The sequence below is a fragment of the Brevundimonas sp. UBA7838 genome, from assembly GCF_002500885.1.
Taxonomy (GTDB): domain Bacteria; phylum Pseudomonadota; class Alphaproteobacteria; order Caulobacterales; family Caulobacteraceae; genus Brevundimonas; species Brevundimonas vesicularis_C.
Genome location: NZ_DLTK01000055.1, coordinates 1 through 17340, shown reverse-complemented (window position 1 = coordinate 17340; position 17340 = coordinate 1). Strand labels below are relative to the sequence as shown.

Sequence of the window (17340 nt, the reverse complement as noted above, 5' to 3'; positions counted from 1 at the left end):
TCGGGGAAGTGATTGTAGCCCGGCACCTACTTAGACCCCAAACACCTTCATCACCTCATCGCCGAAGTGGTTGATGACCTTCACCGCGATCCGGCCGGTGGTGGGGCGGTCGAAGGGGCGGCTCACGTCGCGGTAAAGGGTGGACCAGGCCAGTTCGTCGATCTCGGCGCGCAGGGCGGTCTTCAACGACTTGTAGGGGTCGTTGGCACCGAGGAAGTAGGCGTGGCGGACGAAGAAGCTTTCCTCGTTGTAGTCGGTGTCGATGAACCAGGCGGCGATGCCCTTGGTGTCAGCCGAGCGCACGTCGCCGGTGTTCGGATCGAAGACGTCCACGCCCTTCACCCGCACTTGGATCTGGCCGTCGGCCAGGTGCTCGATGTCGATGTCGGGCTCGCCGAAGACGATGAATAGGTTGCCCTTGCCGGTGTTCTTCAGCTCACCGGCCATGTGCAAGTCCGGGTTCATCTTGGCCTTCAGGATCGGCAGTGGGCCCAAGCTGGTGATGTCCGAGGTATGGGCGTCGAAGTTAAAGGCGGTGCAGATCAGGATGTCGAAGCGAGCGTCCGTTGCCTCGCGCGCGGCGGCGGTGATGTCGGCGCGCTGTACCGTGCCGAACTCGGGCCCAATAAAGATGGCGGCGCGTCGTTCACGGTCGCCCTCCATGAACCGTCCGGCGGCGCCGATCCAACGGCCTGGCCAAGGTTCCAGAGCGGTGAACTCAATCCGCTCGCCGCGCGTGGCCTGCTGAACACCCGAGGTGCTTAGGTTTTCGAGCACCATCGCTGAAAAGTCTGTCGGCTCGCTGGCGAGATGCCTCTTCCGCTTGCTGGCGTCCTCGCCGATCGTATCCCAAAGCTCATCGGCGTCGCTGGGCACGACCCGGTGCGGCGATAGACTTTCTACGGTAAAGGGCCCGGCGACCCGCACCTTGGTCTTGTCCTCATGGGGCCGGTCATAAAGAAGCTCGACGTCGGCGCGGCGGGCGATGGAGGCGTCGATCTCCTTCTGGCGGGCGATGCGCGCGTCCCACCAGCGGCGGTGCAGGTCAATGGTCTCGTCGTCCCAGCCGGTCTGGACCTCGCGCGGGATCTCCCACTCTTCGCAGGGGCGGCCGCTGCGCGCATTCAGCGCTTCGCGTAACGGTTCCAACTTCGCCTGCCACTCCTCCCATATAACGTCGACCTCGGCGTTATTGGCGATGGACTTCAGGGTCACGTGGGGCGCGCGCTCATAGACGAAGCCCTGGCGGATGTCGCCGTGGGTGTTCGACATGGCTTGCGCGGTCCCCGAGACTTCCTGTTCTTTTTTCCGCCCCTCGGGGCTGTCAGCCAAGAGATAAAAGGGATATCGCGCGCTCATCAGCCGAGTTCGCGCCAGAGCGAGGGCTACGCGACTGGTGTCAATGGTGACCCAGCGGCGACCCCACTGCTCCGCCACATAGGCTGTGGTTCCTGACCCGCACGTGGGATCGAGCACGAGGTCGCCGGGGTCCGTGGCCATCAGAATGCAGCGCTCAACAACCTTAGGAGAAGTCTGCACCACGTAGAGCTTGGGGTCGGCAAACCCGCTAACGCCGACATCTTCCCATAGCGCATTGTATTCGTAGATGGGAAAGTCTGCGAGCTTGCGGACGTAGCGCAAGGTGTTACCCATCACGAGGACGCGCCCCGCCAGGCTCAGGCGCCTAAGGTTTCGCTCCGGAGGCTTGAAACCACCACGAAACACCCGGCCCTGGTAAGAAAAATCGTAGACTGCGTTCCCTTGTGAGGTCAGGTCTGCGTGTGCCGCAAGGGAAGTCGGTTCGACTTTACTTAATTCTTCCTCATTCACGGCATTGAAGGTGCCATCGGGCTGGATCTGGAAACGATACTGAGTCGCCCCTGCGGCCCCTGGGGACTTAATGCCATACAGGCGCCGATACTTGGCCGCTCCCTCCTTCTTGGCGTACCAGAGGATGTAATCGCCAATCGTAGGAAGGTAGTTTCCGGTGAGCCCTCCTGTCTTTCGAAAGAGAATTTGAACGACAAACGCACTCTCGCCAAATACCTCATCCATCAGTGAGCGGATCACGTGAACGTTCTCGTCGCCGATCTGCACAAAGATCGAACCTGAATCCGTCAATAGCTCCCGCATCACCGTCAGCCGGTCGCGCAGATAGGTTAGGTAGGAATGGATGCCGTCCTTCCAGGTGTCGCGGAAGGCCTTCACCTGTTCAGGCTCGCGGCTTATGTCGGTCTGCTTGCCGTCCTTGACGTCGCGGCTCTGGGTCGAGACCTGCCAGTTCGAGTTGAACTTGATGCCGTAGGGCGGGTCGAAATAGATGCACTGCACCTTGCCGGCCAGCCGCTCGCGTTCGGCCAGGGACGCCATGACCTGCAGGCTGTCGCCCAGGATCATGCGGTTCGACCAGTGCTGGTCATGCTGGTAGAACTCGGTGCGGGCTTCCGGATCGACACCGTTGAAGTCGGCGAACAGATCAATCGTCTCTGACTGTCCCTTGTCGCCGCGATCCTGCTCGGTCCGGCGCTTCAGATCGTCGATGATGACCTTGGGGTGAATCTTCTCCTGGATGTAGAGCGGCGGCGCCTGGACGATCAGGTCGGACCAGTCCTGCGTATCCTTCCCGCGCCACACCAGTTGCGCGTCGCCGATCTCCACTGAACCCGTGGCAGCAAGCTGCTCGATCTGCGCCGGCGTCAAACGGATGCGCGCGCCGTTCCAGATAATCTGGGGATCCAGATCCTCATCCCGGTCACGGGTCTCACCCTCGGCCAGAGGCCGCGCGCGCGGATAGTGCACCGGTGGCTGGGGCTGGCGCTCTTCCAGATACTCGGCTGTGGACTGCAACTCCGCCGTCGGAATGTTCTTCCGCGTCGCATCCTCGTGAACGAGCGTCGAAACCTGTTTGGGGCGCGGGGGGGACTTAGCCATGGAGTTCAGCCTCAAACACCTGCCTCACGGCGGCGACGTAGTGAGCAATGGAGCGGGCCAGCCAGTCGGCGGCCTGATCCCATGTGGCGGGATCGCCCGTGTCGATCTCGACCCGGGACGTGAAAGGGTAGGCGGGATCACCGAGGTCCACGCCGAGGGCCCGGGACAGCGCGTCCGCTTGGGGCAGCAAGACGCTGGCGAGCACGGTGTCTGCCTGGCCTCGACCTCCGCGCAGGAACACGCCGATCCGACCGACACCCACATAAGCAGAGACCACCACACCGTTCACGCCCGTGGGCACCCATCGGGCGGACGAGGCGCCGGGTGTCACGCCGGAGGCCGGGTGGCGGCTGACCACGTGCGCCCAGAAGGCCTCGCGGTGCTGGCCGACCACCGAGGGATCGGTCGCCTCTCGCGCTGCGTCTTGCAGACGTCGGTCCCAGTTGTTGGGGCGCTCCAAGACGTCGAACAGCGGCGCATACGGCGACGATCCGATGCGGACCACACGGAGCTTAACCGCAAAGAAGCTTGCCCCGCCGGAAGCGTGCTCGTTTAGCCAACGGACGGCGGACAGGTGTTCATCCCGGAACCGGGTGGCCACCCACACCACCGTCCGCGCATCGAGGCCCGTCAGGTAGGTCAGGATCTGCCCCAGATGGCGGTGGTCGCCTTCTTCGAGCTGGTTCTCGATGAGGACGCGCGATCCATCCCGCACGTCCGTTGCCAGGATGTCAGCGGCGAAGGGACCGACGCGAACCTCCTGCCCCTCCAACTGCAGTTCGAGTCCGATCTCGCGACCTAGCCGGTCGAGGTTCTCAGCCAGCCAGGGCGTGAAGACGTGCGCTTCGTGGTTCCAGGCCTCGCGAGGAGCCACGTCCTCCAAGGTGCCGAATACGACGCCGGTCATCAGACGAGCGCCCCGGCTTTAGCCCGGTCCACGCCGGCCACCACGTCCTCGATCAGTCGATCAAGGGCTTCCTGGATGGCGTAGACGTCGCGGAACTCCTCAAAACGCCACCGGCCGTAGCCACCGAGGTTGTTCACGCCCTCGACCCACATCGTGCGCATCGTCTCGGCCTTCAGTTGGGCGTCCCCGCCCTTGAAGCCCTTGGTCTCGATGATGAGGTTCAGCGGATCCTCGCGCCCATCGTCCACCTGGATGATGAAGTCCGGGATGTAGCGACGAGGGACCGCCCCATCGCGATACGGCACCTCGAACTGCATGCCCTGGTTCTTCACATAGGACAGCACCCGAGCATTGCGTTCCAGCACCCGCGCGAGCTCTCCTTCCCAGTCGCTGTCGCAGACCACGTGACTGACATGGCTCTTCGCAGGGTCGGTGACGTAAACGTCCTTGGTCGTGTTGAAGGCGACGAAGCGGGTGGTGCCGATGGGGTTATAGGCATCGAGGATCGCCTTGACCTTGTGCTCGCCCTGAACGCCGCGCTGGCAGGCCAGATAGATGCGCTCGGCCGCCTTCTCTGCGAGCTCGGCGTACATGACGGCCTGTTTGGGCACGCCCTTCGCTACGAGGAAGCCCTCGTCCAGCCAACGCTTGGCGGCGCGCTTGATGTCGCCGAACAGATGCATTGGCGGGTCTTCGCCCGGATCGCGGAAGCGAGTGAACAGCAGCCTGCGGGCGAGGTGGTAGCTCATCTCACTCTCGCGTAGGGCTTCCAGAACCTCGGCGTTCAGTTCGACACCTTCCCCAACAATGCCCTCCATTAGGACGGTGCAGGGCCCCACGTTTTCCGGGGTCAGTTCAAGTCGGCTGTCGTCGTTGAAGACGGCCGTGATCCGTTCATTCGGCAGATCGACGCGGTAGCCTTCGACGCGTGGGAAGCGAATCTCCAAGACGGACCGCTCGCGCACCGCATGGACACGGGTGGACTTGCGCGGCGGCTTGACCGGGGCGACCACCGGCTCGGCGGTGAAGTTGAAGGGAATGCCGAGGATGTCGGCGTACTCGACATTGAACAACCCCTCGGCATTCAGGTCGTAGGACTGTCGGCGCAGCCCGCGCCCGACCACCTGCTCGCACAGCAACTGGGTCCCGAACGCGCGCACGCCCATGATATGGGTGACGGTGTTCGCGTCCCACCCTTCCGTAAGCATGGAGACGGAGACAACGCAGCGGACCTGCTCGCCCAGGCGACCCTTGCGGCCCACCGTATTCATGACTTCCCGCAACAGGTCGCTGTCGGTGATGGCGTCGGCTGCATGAAGGTCGCCTGTCCGTTCGATCAGCTCGCGCTTGAACTGCTCGATCTCGTCGCCCATCAGCTCGCGATAGCTGGCGTCCAGCGCCTCGCCGGATTCCAGGGCCTCAGAGTCCACGAGCAGCGTGTTGAAGCGCGAAAGGCGGTTGCCGTTCTCATCGTAGTTTTGGAACAGCGGGAGGTGGCCAATGTGTTTGGTGACCTTATCGCCGTCCTCATCTTCGCGCTCGAACCCCGAGATCCACTCGTAGACCAGCTTCGACGTCGCCGTGTTGTTGCACACCACGATGAAGACCGGGGGGGTCTCGGTCCCCGCCTGTTTCCAGGCCTCGAACGTCTTCTTGTAATGGCCGTAGAGCGAGAAGAGGGCGGTCTGAAGCTCGGACGGGAAGGTGGCAGCCAGAGGGTCGAGCTGACCGCTTTTGCCCGCGCCCTTCTTGGGCATGCGCTTGCCGATATGCTCCCAGAGCTCCCGATAAACGGGGGTGTCGCTGTGGACGCTGTTATCCGCCACCGGAATGCGCGGCAGCTTGACGATGCCACACTCGATCGCGTCCATCAGCGAGAAGTCTGAGACGGTCCAGGGGAAGAGCGTGCCTTCCTGGTAGCCCGAGCCGCGCAGGAAGAACGGCGTGGCGGACAGATCGAACACGGTCCGAACGCCGACCTTGCGTTTCAGCGCCTCGATCCCGGAGATCCAGAGGCGAGCCGCCTCAGCGTTGCGTTTCACTTCCTCGCGCTCATCGGCCGAAACCGGGGCCTCGTCGTCGCCAGGCCGTTCACGGTAGCAGTGGTGGGCCTCATCGTTGATCACCACGACGTTCTTGAAGGCCAGCAACTCGCCGCAGGCCCGCTTCAACATCGCGCCCTCGGTCTCCGTGGTCTGCAGTTCCTCGTCTCGACCCTGCAGCAGCGCCTTGCCGACCCGGCTGATCTCCATCACCTCGCGACGCTTGAAGGCGTGGTAGTTGGTCAGAACGATCTTGGCCTTGCCCATGTCGGTGAGCAGGTCGGCCGGTACGAGCTCACGCCGCGCGTAGTAGTTCTCGGGGTGCGACGGCATCAGGATCTGAAGCCGGTCCCGGATGGTGATGCCAGGGGCCACGATCAGGAACGCCCGGCTGAACATCGGACTGCTCGTTCGCACCGCGTTCAGCGTCTGCCATGCCATCAGCATGGCCATGACGGTGGTCTTCCCCGCGCCGGTCGCCAGCTTCAGGGCAAGGCGCAGCAGTTCCGGATTGGCCTGTGCATTGGCACCCTCGATGTGGCGCCAGATGTGGGCGAACTGCTTGTTCTTCGACGCGACCTCGGTAAGCCAGATCGCCGTCTCGACTGCCTCGACCTGACAAAAAAACGGGCGAACGCTCTCGAACTCATGGGAACGCCAGTGCTGAAGGAGCCGGGCGGTGGTCGGCGTCACTCCCCAGTCGATTGGGTTCTTCAGCGCTCGCCAGGCTTCCACCCGCGACCGGATCTCGTTGATGATCGGCGTGGGATTGTAGGTCTGGTCTTCGGCGGCACCACCAAGCGCGTCGTCCAGATCGAGCGACGCTTGGCTTCGAGCAGAGCGTTGTCGCCGGGGCTTGGGCACCGGGCTGATGAGCTCAGATCGCCGACGCCCCTCGACCGGAGGCAGGTTCAGCGGCTGCCCATCCGGATCGAGCGCATGGTGGCGCGTCGGCGGCAGGTACGGCGAGTTCAGGATCGGTTGTTCGAAGAACGCCTTACTCACGGTACCCCCAGTGCTTCCGACGCCACGTTAGCGGGAAGTCCCCGACTTAACCAAGGTCGAGCTGTAGGGATTTGCGAAATACGGATGCGTCAGAATCGGACGCATGGCCGCTGGACGAGCCTGATTTGCGAATGGGCGCGACTTCTAGGGACAGAGCACGACACGAAGCGACATGGGCTCGTGGTTGGCCTTTGGCGCTACCCCGGTCGTTACCCGAGAGGGACAGCCATCTCAGGCGCAGCGCTCTAAGTCATTGAAAAGAATGGCGCACCCGAAGAGATTCGAACTCCTGACCCTCAGATTCGTAGTCTGATGCTCTATCCAGCTGAGCTACGGGTGCGGCTGCCTTGCGGCGAGGGCGGGTCTTTAGCCGGTGGATCGGGCGGACGCAAGCGGGGAATGCAGTTTCTGCGTCTGAAGCGGTTGGCGTGGCGGCTGCGACGGCTTAGGCCTGTCTGACGCTCCCCTGCTTTCGGATCTTTCATGCGCTCTTTCCGTCGCCAGATCGCCGCTGTGCTGGTTCCCGTCCTGATGGCGGGATGCCAGACCGCGACAGCCAGCCAAGGCGCGCCCTCGCCGACGACAGCATCGCCGCCGGCCGTGTCGGCCCCGTCGTCGGCCGCATCGCCCGCTCGGGGCCCATTCGTGGCGGCGGCGAATCCGCTGGCGGTCGAGGCGGGGATGACCGTGTTGCGGCGCGGCGGATCGGCCGTGGATGCGGCGGTGGCGATCCAGGCGGTGCTGGGCCTGGTGGAGCCGCAGTCTTCGGGCCTGGGGGGCGGGGCCTTTTTGATGAGCTATGACGCCGAGACCGGGACCGTCACGGCCTATGACGGGCGCGAGACGGCGCCGGCGTCGGCGACGCCCGAACTGTTTTATGAGGACGGCAAGCCCCTGCCCTTCATCGACGCGGTGTTGTCGGGCCGCTCGACCGGGGCGCCGGGGGCGGTGGCCATGCTGGCCATGGCGCAGAAGGATCACGGCAAGCTGGCCTGGCGCGACCTGTTCGGGGACGCCGAGCGGCTGGCGCGCGATGGGTTCACGGTCAGCCCGCGTCTGGCCGGCATGATCAATGGGCGCAGTCCGCAGGCGCGGACCCGCTGGGCAAGCGCCTATTTCACCAAGCCGGACGACACGCGGTATCAGGCAGGCGATACGTTGAAGAACCCCGCCTATGCCGACACGGTCGCGAGACTGGCGCAGCAGGGGCCGGGCGTCATCTATGGCGGGCCGATCGGGCGCGACATCGCGGCGGCGGTTCGCGAAGGACCGCGTCCCGGCGGTCTGACCGAGGCGGACATCGCCGGCTATCGGCCCTTGCGCCGCGACGCCCTTTGCCGGCCGTATCAGGCCTATGTGGTCTGCGTGCCGCCGCCGCCGTCCAGCGGGGTGGCGTTGCTGCAGTTCCTAGCCATGGCCGAGGCGACGCCCGATCTGGACAAGGGGGCCAAGAGCCCTGAAGCCTGGGTCGCGTTCGGGCGGTTGCAGCGGCTGATGTATGCCGATCGGGACCGCTATATCGGCGACAACGACTTCGTCGGGGTGCCGATCGCCGGTCTGCTGGATCCCGATTATGTCGCGTCGCGCGCGGCCCTGGCCCCGCAGGTGAACGGGCCGGTCGAGGCCGGCGCCCCGACAGGATCGCCGCCGCGCGCGGTCGATCAGACGGCCGAGCCGGGCGGCACCTCGCACATGGTCGTGGTGGACGCCTGGGGCAATGCGGTCAGCATGACCACGACGGTCGAGAGCATCTTCGGCAATGGCCGGATGGTCGACGGCTTCTTCCTGAACAACCAACTGACGGATTTCTCCTTCACGCCGCAGGAGGACGGACATCCGGCCGCCAATGCCGTGGCGGCGGGCAAGCGGCCGCGCTCGTCGATGACGCCGGTGCTGATCCTGGACCGTCAGGGGAGGCTGGTCGGCGCCATCGGCTCGCCGGGCGGGTCCAGCATCCTGGCCTATGTCGCCAAGGCCCTGGTCGGGACGATGGACTGGGGCCTGTCGATGCAGGAGGCGATCGCCTTGCCCAATCTGGTGGTGCGGGGCGAGTTGGTCGGGGCCGACACCGACCTGATCGCGCCCGATATCCGCGACGCCTTGGCGGCGGCGGGCATGGCCCTGAAGCCCAACGCCACCGAGACCTCAGGCCTGCATGGCGCGATCTGGCGCGACGGTCGCTGGGACGGCGGGGCCGATCCGCGTCGCGAGGGCGTGGCGCTCTCGGAGGTTCGCTGAAGGCTCAGCGGCCTGGACGGATCGACAGCTGGAAGGCCAGCAGGCCTTCGCTGACGTCGGTGTCCAGGCCGTTCATGCCGCGCAGACCCTTGCCGGCGTCGATCTCGCGATAGACGACGCCGAACGACGTCTGCATGTCGCCCTTGCGATAGGCCACCCCAATCGAGGCGTCGCCCAGGAAGCTGCCCTTGTCCTGGGTGTAGCCGGAGCGCGCGTAGTCGCCGTCGCGTGTGCGGGCGAAGTTGTAGCCGACGGCTCGGCCGGATCCGGCGGCATACAGGTACCATCGCGGCCGCTCGCCGAACCGCTCGCGGCCGTTGGGGGCCAGACGATCCAGACCCTCGCCGATCTTGAGCGTGACGCCGGCTTCGGCCGAACGGCCTTCGCTGCCGACGCCCAGGCCCGCGTGGGGCGTCAGGCTGACTTCCAGGCCCGAGGCGGTGTGGCCGCGCGCGCCGCGGAAACCGCGCACATAGCGCAGATCATAGGCGTCGGGGTCCAGTTCGGCCCGATCGACGGGCGTGACCGGCAAGGGAGAGCCGTCGGCGCGGCGCAGACGGCCGGCCGTCTCCAGCGTCACCCGGTCGGTGAAGTCGGTGCGATCGATCCAGACGTCGTTGCGCGTGCTGGCGGACAGGCCGGATCGGTCATCGGGACGGAAGGCGGTCGGGATTTCGATCTGGGCGCCGAACCGGGCGTCAGGTGCTACGCGGAAACTTGTCTGTTCAGTCAGGCGCGCCTCGACATCGGGCGAGGCGTCGAAGGCGTTGGGGGCCCAGGTCTGTGCGCAGGCGGCGCTCGCGCCGGCCATCGCCAACACGCCCCCAAAGCCGACAATACAGGCCTTTAATCGCATCCGGTCTCCCCACCGATCCGCTGGACACACACTGCAACCCTCAGGCGCAAGAGTCCAACGGCTTTTGGTCATGGTTTCGTCGCTTTTGAACGAGGACGACCAGCAGCGGTTCCCAAACGAAAAAGGGCCCCGCTGTCGCGGAGCCCTTCGGGTCAATTGGTGCAGATGGCCTTATTGGCAGGCCAGGCACTCGTCGTAGTCGGTCTTGGGCAGGGAGAAGAGATCCGGCTGATTGGGATCGATCACCTCTTCGGCCTTGTCCTCCGCGCCTGCGAAGGCGGCGCGCTGCACCGACTTAGAGCGTAGATAGTACAGCGACTTCACGCCGCGCTCCCAGGCGGACCAGTGCAGCATGTGCAGGTCCCATTTGTTCACGTCGCCGGGGATGAACAGGTTCAGCGACTGGGCCTGGCAGATTTCCGGCGCGCGGTCGGCGGCCAGTTCGATCACCCAGCGCTGGTCCAGTTCGAAGGCGGTCTTGAACACGCCCTTCTCATCCTCGTTCAGGGCGTCGAGGTGCTGGACCGAACCTTCGTTCTCCAGGATGGAGCTCCACACCGCCTCGGTGTTGATGCCTTTTTCGTCGAGCAGGCGCTCCAGATAAGGATTCTTGACCGCGAACGAGCCCGACAGGGTCTTGTGGGTGTAGATGTTGGCCGGGATCGGCTCAATTCCGGCGGAGGTGCCGCCGCAGATGATCGAGATCGAGGCGGTCGGGGCGATGGCCAGCTTGTGGCTGAACCGCTCCATCACGCCGCGCTCCTCGGCGTCCAGGCACGGGCCCTTCTCTTCAGCCAGCAGGCGGCTGGCCTTGTCGGCCTCGCGGCGCAGATGCTTGAACAGGCGCATGTTCCACGACTTGGCCATGGCGCTTTCGAAGGCCACGCCCTGCCCCTGCAGGAAGGAGTGGAAGCCCATCAGGCCCAGCCCCACCGAACGCTCGCGCTTGGCCGAATAGACGGCGGCGGCCATGGCGGGCGGGGCGCGGCGGATGAAGTCCTCCAGCACATTGTCCAGGAACCGCATCAGATCCTCGACGAAGCGCGGCTCCTCGCGCCATTCCAGGAAGGTCTCGGCGTTCACCGACGACAGGCAGCAGACGGCGGTCCGGTCCACGCCCAGATGGTCGCGGCCGGTGTGCAGCATGATCTCGGCGCACAGGTTCGACTGCTTGACCTTCAGGCCCAGGTCACGCTGGTGCGGCGCCATCTGGCGGTTCACCGTGTCCGAAAAGATCAGATAGGGCTCGCCGGTCTGCATGCGGATATCGAGCAGCTTGGTCCACAGCGAACGGGCGTCGACGGTCTTCATGACCGCGCCGTCCTTGGGCGATTTCAGATCGAAGGTTCCGCCGACCTTGACCGCCTCCATGAACTCATCGGTGACGTTGATGCCGTGGTGCAGGTTCAGGGACTTGCGATTGAAGTCGCCCGATGGTTTGCGGATCTCCAGGAACTCTTCAATTTCCGGATGGTGGATGTCCAGATAGACAGCGGCCGAACCGCGGCGCAGCGAACCCTGGCTGATCGCCAGCGTCAGGCTGTCCATCACGCGGATGAAGGGGATGATGCCCGAGGTCTTGCCCGCGCCCTTCACCTTTTCGCCGATAGAGCGGACGCCGCCCCAATAGGTGCCGATGCCGCCGCCGTTGGAGGCCAGGGCCACGTTCTCGTTCCAAACGTTCTGGATGCCGTCCAGGCTGTCGCCCACCGCGTTCAGGAAGCAGGAGATGGGCAGGCCGCGATCCGCGCCGCCATTCGACAGGACCGGGGTCGCCGGCATGAACCACAGGCGGCTCATATAGTCATACAGGCGCTGGGCGTGTTCGGCGTCGTCCGAGAAGGCGGTCGAGACCCGCGCGAACATGTCCTGATAGCTTTCGCCCGGCAGCAGATAGCGATCTTCCAGCGTCTTCTTGCCGAAGTCGGTCAGCAGATCGTCGCGCGAGCGGTCAACCTGGACCGATTTGACCACGGTCAGGTGGGGGCGTTCCGGCGTCGGCGTCGCCGCAACGCCTTGGAATTCCGTCGTCTTCAATGCCTCGCCGCCAGCCATGGTCATCTGCGTCCTGAACAAAAAATCGTTTGAGCCGCCCGCGCCGCGACCACATCATCTTGTGGCCTCTGCGCTCCCCGAGCCCACATATAGGGCGCATATGCCTAATGACCCGTCAACGGGTTGACGCCGACCATTGTGGGCGAATCGGTCGGACAAGTCCCAGCCGTCTGGGGAAAAGCCCGCGTGCAAGCCAGCACGTCCGTTTTACGAGCCCGCGACGGCATGATCACGAACGCGTGATCGGAACGACTGCTCAGCTTGGCCGTTGGCTCGCGCATGACGCTTTCTGACTTACGCGCCTTTTTGATACGCGCCCTGGCGGTCGCCCGCACGGAAATCGCCGCGCTTCTGGCCCTGCTGGTCGTCGCCGGCGGCGTTCTGACCTTCGCCGGCCTCGCCGATGAGATGACTGAGGGCGAGGGCCAAGCCTTCGATCTTCATGTCCTGGCGCTGATGCGGCCCTATGCCGACGATCCCGGCCGGCCGTGGGGGCCGTGGTGGCTGAAGGAGGCGGCGGCGGACATCACCTCGCTGGGCGGCATCTCGGTGCTGGGTCTGTTCGCCCTGATCGTGATCGTCTTCCTGCTGAGCCAGCGGAAATGGCTGTCGTCCCTGCTGCTGGTCATTGGCCTAGCCGGCGGCGTCATACTTTCGGAGGGCCTGAAGGCGGTGTTCGAGCGCGCCCGGCCCCCTGCCGCCGCTCAGGCGGTGGAAACGATCAACGCCAGCTTCCCCTCCGGCCACGCCCTCTTGTCCACCGTCTTCTATCTCAGCGTCGCTGTCATGCTGACCCGCGCCTTCCCGCGCGAGCGGTTCAAGGTCTTCGTGCTGGGCGTCGGCATTCTGCTGGCCCTGCTGGTCGGGCTGACGCGCATCTATCTGGGCGCGCACTGGGCCACCGACGTCTTCGCCGGCTGGGCGGTCGGCGCGGCCTGGGCCATGGCCCTGTGGCTGGTCGCCTATGGGGTGGCGCGCTGGCAGAAGCGTCACCGCGCGGCGCTGCAGGACGAAGCCTCCCCGATCGAAGCCGCCCCCGACCCGACCAAAGTCTAGGCCCGTGCTCCGCCTCGCGGCAGGCTAGTCTGGCGACATGTCGGAGACGCACGCCATGCACCATGCCGCCCTCTACGCCGAACGCCTGAAGACCCCCGACCAGGCCGCCGCCCTGATCGTGCCGGGCGCCAAGGTCGCCATGGGCCTTGGCGTGTCCCAGCCGCCCGCCCTGCTCAAAGCCTTGGCAGGCCGGGCCGCGCGCGGCGAGGTCGAGGACGTGAACCTCTACTATCTGCTCTCGACCGCCATCGCCGGGGACACGGTGCTGCGCTATGAGCTGATGGACCGGATCCGCCCCTGGAGCCTGTTCCACAGCGCCATCGAACGCCGGCTGGAACAGCGCGCGCACGAGGAGGGTCGCCCCAACCCCGTGCAGTTCATTCCCACGGGCTTTCAGCAGTCGCCCCGCCTTCTGTGCGACGAGGTCAAGGTGGACACCCTTATTTGCACCGTCTCGCCCATGGATGCGGACGGCTTCTTCTCGTTCGGCACCAACACCGACTACGCCAAGCCGGTGTCGCAGACGGCGAAGACTGTGATCGTCGAGGTGAATCCGCATATGCCGCGCGTGTTCGGCGACTGCACCGTCCATGTGTCCCAGGTCGCCGGCATCGTCGAACATGCCGCGCCCCTGCTGGTCGTGCCGCGCGCCGAGCCTCAGCCGGCGGACCTGGCCATCGGCCGCATCATCGCCGGCCTGGTCGAGGACGGGGCGACGCTTCAGATGGGGATCGGCGCCCTGCCCAACGCCGTCTGCGACGCCCTGATGGACCACCGCGATCTGGGCGTTCACACCGAGATGCTGACGCCCGGCCTGGTCGAGCTGATGCAGGCCGGCGTGGCCAACCATGCCCGCAAGACCCTGCATCCGGGCGTGGGCGTCTTCGCCTTCTCGATGGGCGACCTCAACACCTATGAATTCCTGGACGGCAATCGCGGCATGGAGGCCCATCCAGTCTCGTATGTGAACGACCCGGCCGTGATCGCGCGCAATGCGAAGATGATCTCGGTCAACGCCACGCTTCAGGTCGACCTGACCGGCGCCTGCTGCTCGGAGTTCCTGAACGGGCGCCAGTTCACGGCCGCCGGGGGCCAGCTAGACTTCGTGCGCGGCGCCTATGGATCGGAGGGCGGCAAGTCGATCATCGCCTGTCATTCCACGGCGGCCAAGGGCACGGCCTCTCGCATCGTCGCGCGTCTGGACGGCCCGGTCACCACGCCGCGCAACGACACCCACATCGTCGCCACCGAACACGGTTGGACCAATTTGAAGGGCAAGTCGTCCAGCGAACGCGCCCGCGCCCTGATCGCCTTGGCCGCGCCCGCGTTTCGCGACGGCCTGACAACAGCGGCGCGCGAGCAGGGCCTGATCTGACGCCGCACTTGATCTCGGGCCTTCCGTCGGGACTTTTGGCGTCATGAAGACCGTCCGCCTTCTGGCCCTGCTGTCCCTGTTCGTCACCGCGCCTGTTAGCGCCAGGGCGGCGCAAGGCGCCTATGCCACCGATGGCGACTGTGACGGCCGTCCTATGACCACCGTGCGCATGGCGCCCGGCTATTGCCTGGGACTGGTCTGGCAGGGCGCGGGGGCCGAGGGACCGCGAATGCCGCGCGGCCTGCTGGCGCTACCCAACGGCGACTGGTTGGTGACGGATCTCGGCAACTGGTATCCGGGCAATGGTGCCATCTGGCGGCTGTCGTTCGGCGCCGACGGTGCGCCGCGCTGGAGACGACTGGCCCAAGGGCTGAACATGCCGCACACGGCGGCGCGCGGGCCGGACGGGCGCATCTATGTGTCCGAGATGAACCGCATCCTGACGCTGGACCCCGACGCGGCCGATCCGGCGGCGACGGTGCGCACCGTGATCGGCGACTTGCCCGACAACCGACTGCACGCGAACCGTCACCCGCTGTCCAGCTTCGTCTTCGACGCCAACGGCGACCTGCTGGTCAATGTCGGCGCGCCCAGCGACCGCTGCGTGGATGCGCGGGGCCGAGCGCGCGCCAATGCGGCGGGGGCCTGCATCGACAGCGCGGCGACAGCCCAGGTGCGGCGTCACGCCTATCTGGGAAACGGCCGCTGGGCTGAGGACAGCACCGTCTTCGCCTCGGGCCTGCGCAACTCCATCGCCCTCGTGCGGCACCCGTCGGGCACGATCCTGCAAGGCGAGAACTCGGTCGACCTGACCACGCCCGACCATCCCTATGATGAGATCAATGTCCTGCGTCAGGGCGGCCATTACGGCTGGCCCTATTGCGTCGATCTGGCGACGCCCCTGCCGGGCTGGAGCGCGGCCCAGACGCGATGGGCCAGCGCGACCGCCCGGTCGCCCTGCTGCCGCCCCACGCCGCGCCGCTGCACCTGATCTATTACGACGGGGCGATGTTTCCCGAACTGCGTGGCCGGCTGCTGATGAGCTGGCACGGCTATCGTCGCGCGGGCGGCCGGATCGTGGCGGCCGAGACGGATGGCGAGGGCCGCCCCCTGACCGACATCGGCGGCCGCTACGCCATCTATCCGCGCGGCGCCCTGTCCTATCCCGCCGGCGCGCCCAGCCTGCGCGGCAAGGTTCTGACGCCGGGCTGGGACACGGTCGCAGGCCGTCAGCCGCGCGGCGCGCCGGTCGTGCTGGCCGTCGCCGCCGACGGATCGCTCTGGGTCACGGACGACCGAAACCGGGCGATCTTGAGGATCGCTCGGTCGGATAAGACGCCCTAGCTCTTGCGCGCGTCGCGCTTGGCCAGGACGCGTAGGCGCAGGGCGTTCAGCTTGATGAAGCCGGCCGCGTCCTTGTGGTCATAGGCCTGGACGCCTTCTTCGAACGTCACCAGATCCTGATCGTACAGGCTGTTGGGGCTTTCGCGGCCGATGACCGAGACATTGCCCTTGTACAGCTTGACCTTGACCGTGCCGGAGACGTTTTCCTGGCTCTTGTCGATGGCCGCCTGAAGCATCTCGCGCTCGGGCGAGAACCAGAAGCCGTTGTAGATCAGCTCGGCGTACTTCGGCATCAGCTGATCCTTCAGGTGCATGGAGCCGCCGTCCAGGGTGATGCTTTCGATGCCGCGGTGCGCCACGATCAGGATGGTCCCGCCGGGGGTCTCATAGACGCCGCGCGACTTCATGCCGACGAAACGGTTCTCGACCAAGTCCAGGCGACCGATGCCGTTGTCGTGGCCATACTGGTTCAGGGCGGTCAGGATCGTGGCGGGCGACATGGCCTCGCCGTTGATCGAGACGGCGTCGCCCTTTTCGAAACCGATCTCGATAACGGTCGCCACGTCCGGCGCGTCCTCAGGCGCGATCGTGCGCTGGTGGACGAACTCGGGCGCCTCGGCCGCCGGGTCTTCCAGAACCTTGCCCTCGGACGAGGAGTGCAGAAGGTTGGCGTCGACGCTGAAGGGCGCCTCGCCGCGCTTATCCTTGGCGATCGGGATCTGGTTCTTTTCGGCGAAGTCCAGCAGGGCCTCGCGGCTGCGGAACTCCCACTCGCGCCACGGAGCGATGACGCGGATGTCGGGCTCCAGCGCATAGTAGCCCAGCTCGAACCGGACCTGATCGTTGCCCTTGCCGGTCGCGCCGTGACAGACGGCGTCGGCGCCGACCTGACGCGCGATCTCGATCTGGCGCTTGGAGATCAGGGGGCGGGCGATGGAGGTGCCCAGCAGGTAGTCGCCCTCATATTGGGCGTTGGCGCGGAACATGGGGAAGACGAAGTCGCGCACGAACTCTTCGCGCAGGTCGTCGATGAAGATGTTCTCGGGCTTGATGCCCAGCTTCAGCGCTTTCTCGCGCGCCGGGCCTAACTCTTCGCCCTGCCCCAGGTCGGCGGTGAAGGTCACCACCTCGGCGTTATATTCGGTCTGCAGCCACTTCAGGATGATCGAGGTGTCCAGCCCGCCCGAATAGGCGAGGACGACTTTCTTGACGGGCTTGTCGGCGGGGGCGGACATGGCGGCTCTTTCAGCAAGGGGCGGTCAGTCGGGGAGTTGACGCGCGCATAAGACCGGGGGTCCGGCGATGCAACCTTTTCCGGGTCGCGCGGGGGAGAACATGAACCTTTCGTCATGTTCCATTTGGTCGCGTTGCCAGGCGGCAGACCGGCGTTATGGTCCCCTCCAACTGCAATCCCGAGGATATCGCATGCGCCGCACTGGCTCTCTCGTCGCCGCCGCCGCCCTTCTGGCGGTTTCAACGCCCGTCTGGGCCTCCGTGGCCGCCGCACCCGCCGCCCAGGCCGCCGGTCAGG

General features: G+C 65.7%; 11 protein-coding genes and 1 tRNA gene. 5 read left to right on the top strand and 7 right to left on the bottom strand.

All coding sequences use genetic code 11. The features are described 5' to 3' along the window. Window positions 1–30: 30 nt before the first annotated feature. The 4 genes from B3T77_RS04065 to B3T77_RS04050 form a co-directional block, all read right to left on the bottom strand. Window positions 31–2931: a site-specific DNA-methyltransferase gene (locus B3T77_RS04065; RefSeq protein WP_292077477.1), complete on the bottom strand. Its 2901-nt coding sequence runs from the start codon at window positions 2929–2931 to the stop codon at window positions 31–33. Then, on the bottom strand, window positions 2924–3838 hold the full coding sequence (locus tag B3T77_RS04060) for a hypothetical protein (protein ID WP_292077475.1): 915 nt from the start codon (window positions 3836–3838) through the stop codon (window positions 2924–2926). The genes B3T77_RS04065 and B3T77_RS04060 overlap by 8 nt, the downstream gene beginning before the upstream one ends. After that, a complete protein-coding gene (locus B3T77_RS04055) occupies window positions 3838–6885 on the bottom strand; it encodes a BPTD_3080 family restriction endonuclease (protein WP_292077473.1) in 3048 nt (1015 codons plus the stop codon). The genes B3T77_RS04060 and B3T77_RS04055 overlap by 1 nt, the downstream gene beginning before the upstream one ends. 263 nt (window positions 6886–7148) lie before the next feature. After that, window positions 7149–7225: transfer RNA gene (locus tag B3T77_RS04050), tRNA-Arg, on the bottom strand. Window positions 7226–7368: 143 nt separating this feature from the next. Between B3T77_RS04050 and B3T77_RS04045 the strand changes: the two genes are divergently transcribed. Beyond that, window positions 7369–9123 (top strand): gamma-glutamyltransferase family protein, encoded by a 1755-nt coding sequence (locus B3T77_RS04045; protein WP_292077471.1) that lies wholly within the window; start codon window positions 7369–7371, stop codon window positions 9121–9123. Between the two features lie 4 nt (window positions 9124–9127). Here the strand turns inward: B3T77_RS04045 and B3T77_RS04040 are convergent, their stop codons facing one another. Together B3T77_RS04040 and B3T77_RS04035 are read right to left on the bottom strand one after the other, a co-directional pair. Continuing rightward, window positions 9128–9979: a lipid A-modifier LpxR family protein gene (locus B3T77_RS04040; RefSeq protein ID WP_292077470.1), complete on the bottom strand. Its 852-nt coding sequence runs from the start codon at window positions 9977–9979 to the stop codon at window positions 9128–9130. 171 nt (window positions 9980–10150) lie between these two features. After that, the gene (locus B3T77_RS04035; RefSeq protein ID WP_055809354.1) at window positions 10151–12040 is read right to left on the bottom strand and encodes a ribonucleoside-diphosphate reductase subunit alpha; all 1890 of its coding nucleotides are present in this window, start codon (window positions 12038–12040) and stop codon (window positions 10151–10153) included. Window positions 12041–12313: 273 nt separating this feature from the next. Here B3T77_RS04035 and B3T77_RS04030 point away from each other — a divergent pair, with 273 nt between their 5' ends. Genes B3T77_RS04030 through B3T77_RS04015 form a run of 4 tightly spaced genes read left to right on the top strand, consistent with a single transcriptional unit; the run spans window position 12314 to window position 15809 of the window. Then, window positions 12314–13090: a phosphatase PAP2 family protein gene (locus B3T77_RS04030; RefSeq protein WP_292077467.1), complete on the top strand. Its 777-nt coding sequence runs from the start codon at window positions 12314–12316 to the stop codon at window positions 13088–13090. A 37-nt stretch (window positions 13091–13127) separates the two neighbouring features. Beyond that, window positions 13128–14465 carry an acetyl-CoA hydrolase/transferase family protein gene (locus B3T77_RS04025; RefSeq protein ID WP_292077466.1) on the top strand — a complete coding sequence of 446 codons (1338 nt, stop codon included), beginning with the start codon at window positions 13128–13130 and terminating at the stop codon, window positions 14463–14465. A 43-nt stretch (window positions 14466–14508) separates the two neighbouring features. Then, a complete protein-coding gene (locus B3T77_RS04020; RefSeq protein ID WP_292077464.1) occupies window positions 14509–15456 on the top strand; it encodes a PQQ-dependent sugar dehydrogenase in 948 nt (315 codons plus the stop codon). Next, entirely contained in the window at window positions 15396–15809 is a 414-nt protein-coding gene (locus tag B3T77_RS04015; RefSeq protein WP_292077461.1) for a hypothetical protein, read from the top strand. The genes B3T77_RS04020 and B3T77_RS04015 overlap by 61 nt, the downstream gene beginning before the upstream one ends. Here the strand turns inward: B3T77_RS04015 and B3T77_RS04010 are convergent. After that, complete coding sequence (locus tag B3T77_RS04010) at window positions 15806–17044, bottom strand: argininosuccinate synthase (RefSeq protein ID WP_292077459.1); 1239 nt, start codon at window positions 17042–17044, stop codon at window positions 15806–15808. The genes B3T77_RS04015 and B3T77_RS04010 overlap by 4 nt on opposite strands. Between the last annotated feature and the right edge of the window lie 296 nt (window positions 17045–17340).

Excerpts from the sequence above, each read along its gene's own strand:
- B3T77_RS04065 (WP_292077477.1), bottom strand. The coding sequence starts at position 2,931 with ATGGCTAAGTCCCCCCCGCGCCCCAAACAGGTTTCGACGCTCGTTCAC.
- B3T77_RS04060 (WP_292077475.1), bottom strand. The coding sequence starts at position 3,838 with ATGACCGGCGTCGTATTCGGCACCTTGGAGGACGTGGCTCCTCGCGAG.
- B3T77_RS04045 (WP_292077471.1), top strand. The coding sequence starts at position 7,369 with ATGCGCTCTTTCCGTCGCCAGATCGCCGCTGTGCTGGTTCCCGTCCTG.
- B3T77_RS04040 (WP_292077470.1), bottom strand. The coding sequence starts at position 9,979 with ATGCGATTAAAGGCCTGTATTGTCGGCTTTGGGGGCGTGTTGGCGATG.
- B3T77_RS04035 (WP_055809354.1), bottom strand. The coding sequence starts at position 12,040 with ATGACCATGGCTGGCGGCGAGGCATTGAAGACGACGGAATTCCAAGGC.
- B3T77_RS04030 (WP_292077467.1), top strand. The coding sequence starts at position 12,314 with ATGACGCTTTCTGACTTACGCGCCTTTTTGATACGCGCCCTGGCGGTC.
- B3T77_RS04025 (WP_292077466.1), top strand. The coding sequence starts at position 13,128 with ATGTCGGAGACGCACGCCATGCACCATGCCGCCCTCTACGCCGAACGC.
- B3T77_RS04020 (WP_292077464.1), top strand. The coding sequence starts at position 14,509 with ATGAAGACCGTCCGCCTTCTGGCCCTGCTGTCCCTGTTCGTCACCGCG.
- B3T77_RS04015 (WP_292077461.1), top strand. The coding sequence starts at position 15,396 with ATGGGCCAGCGCGACCGCCCGGTCGCCCTGCTGCCGCCCCACGCCGCG.
- B3T77_RS04010 (WP_292077459.1), bottom strand. The coding sequence starts at position 17,044 with ATGTCCGCCCCCGCCGACAAGCCCGTCAAGAAAGTCGTCCTCGCCTAT.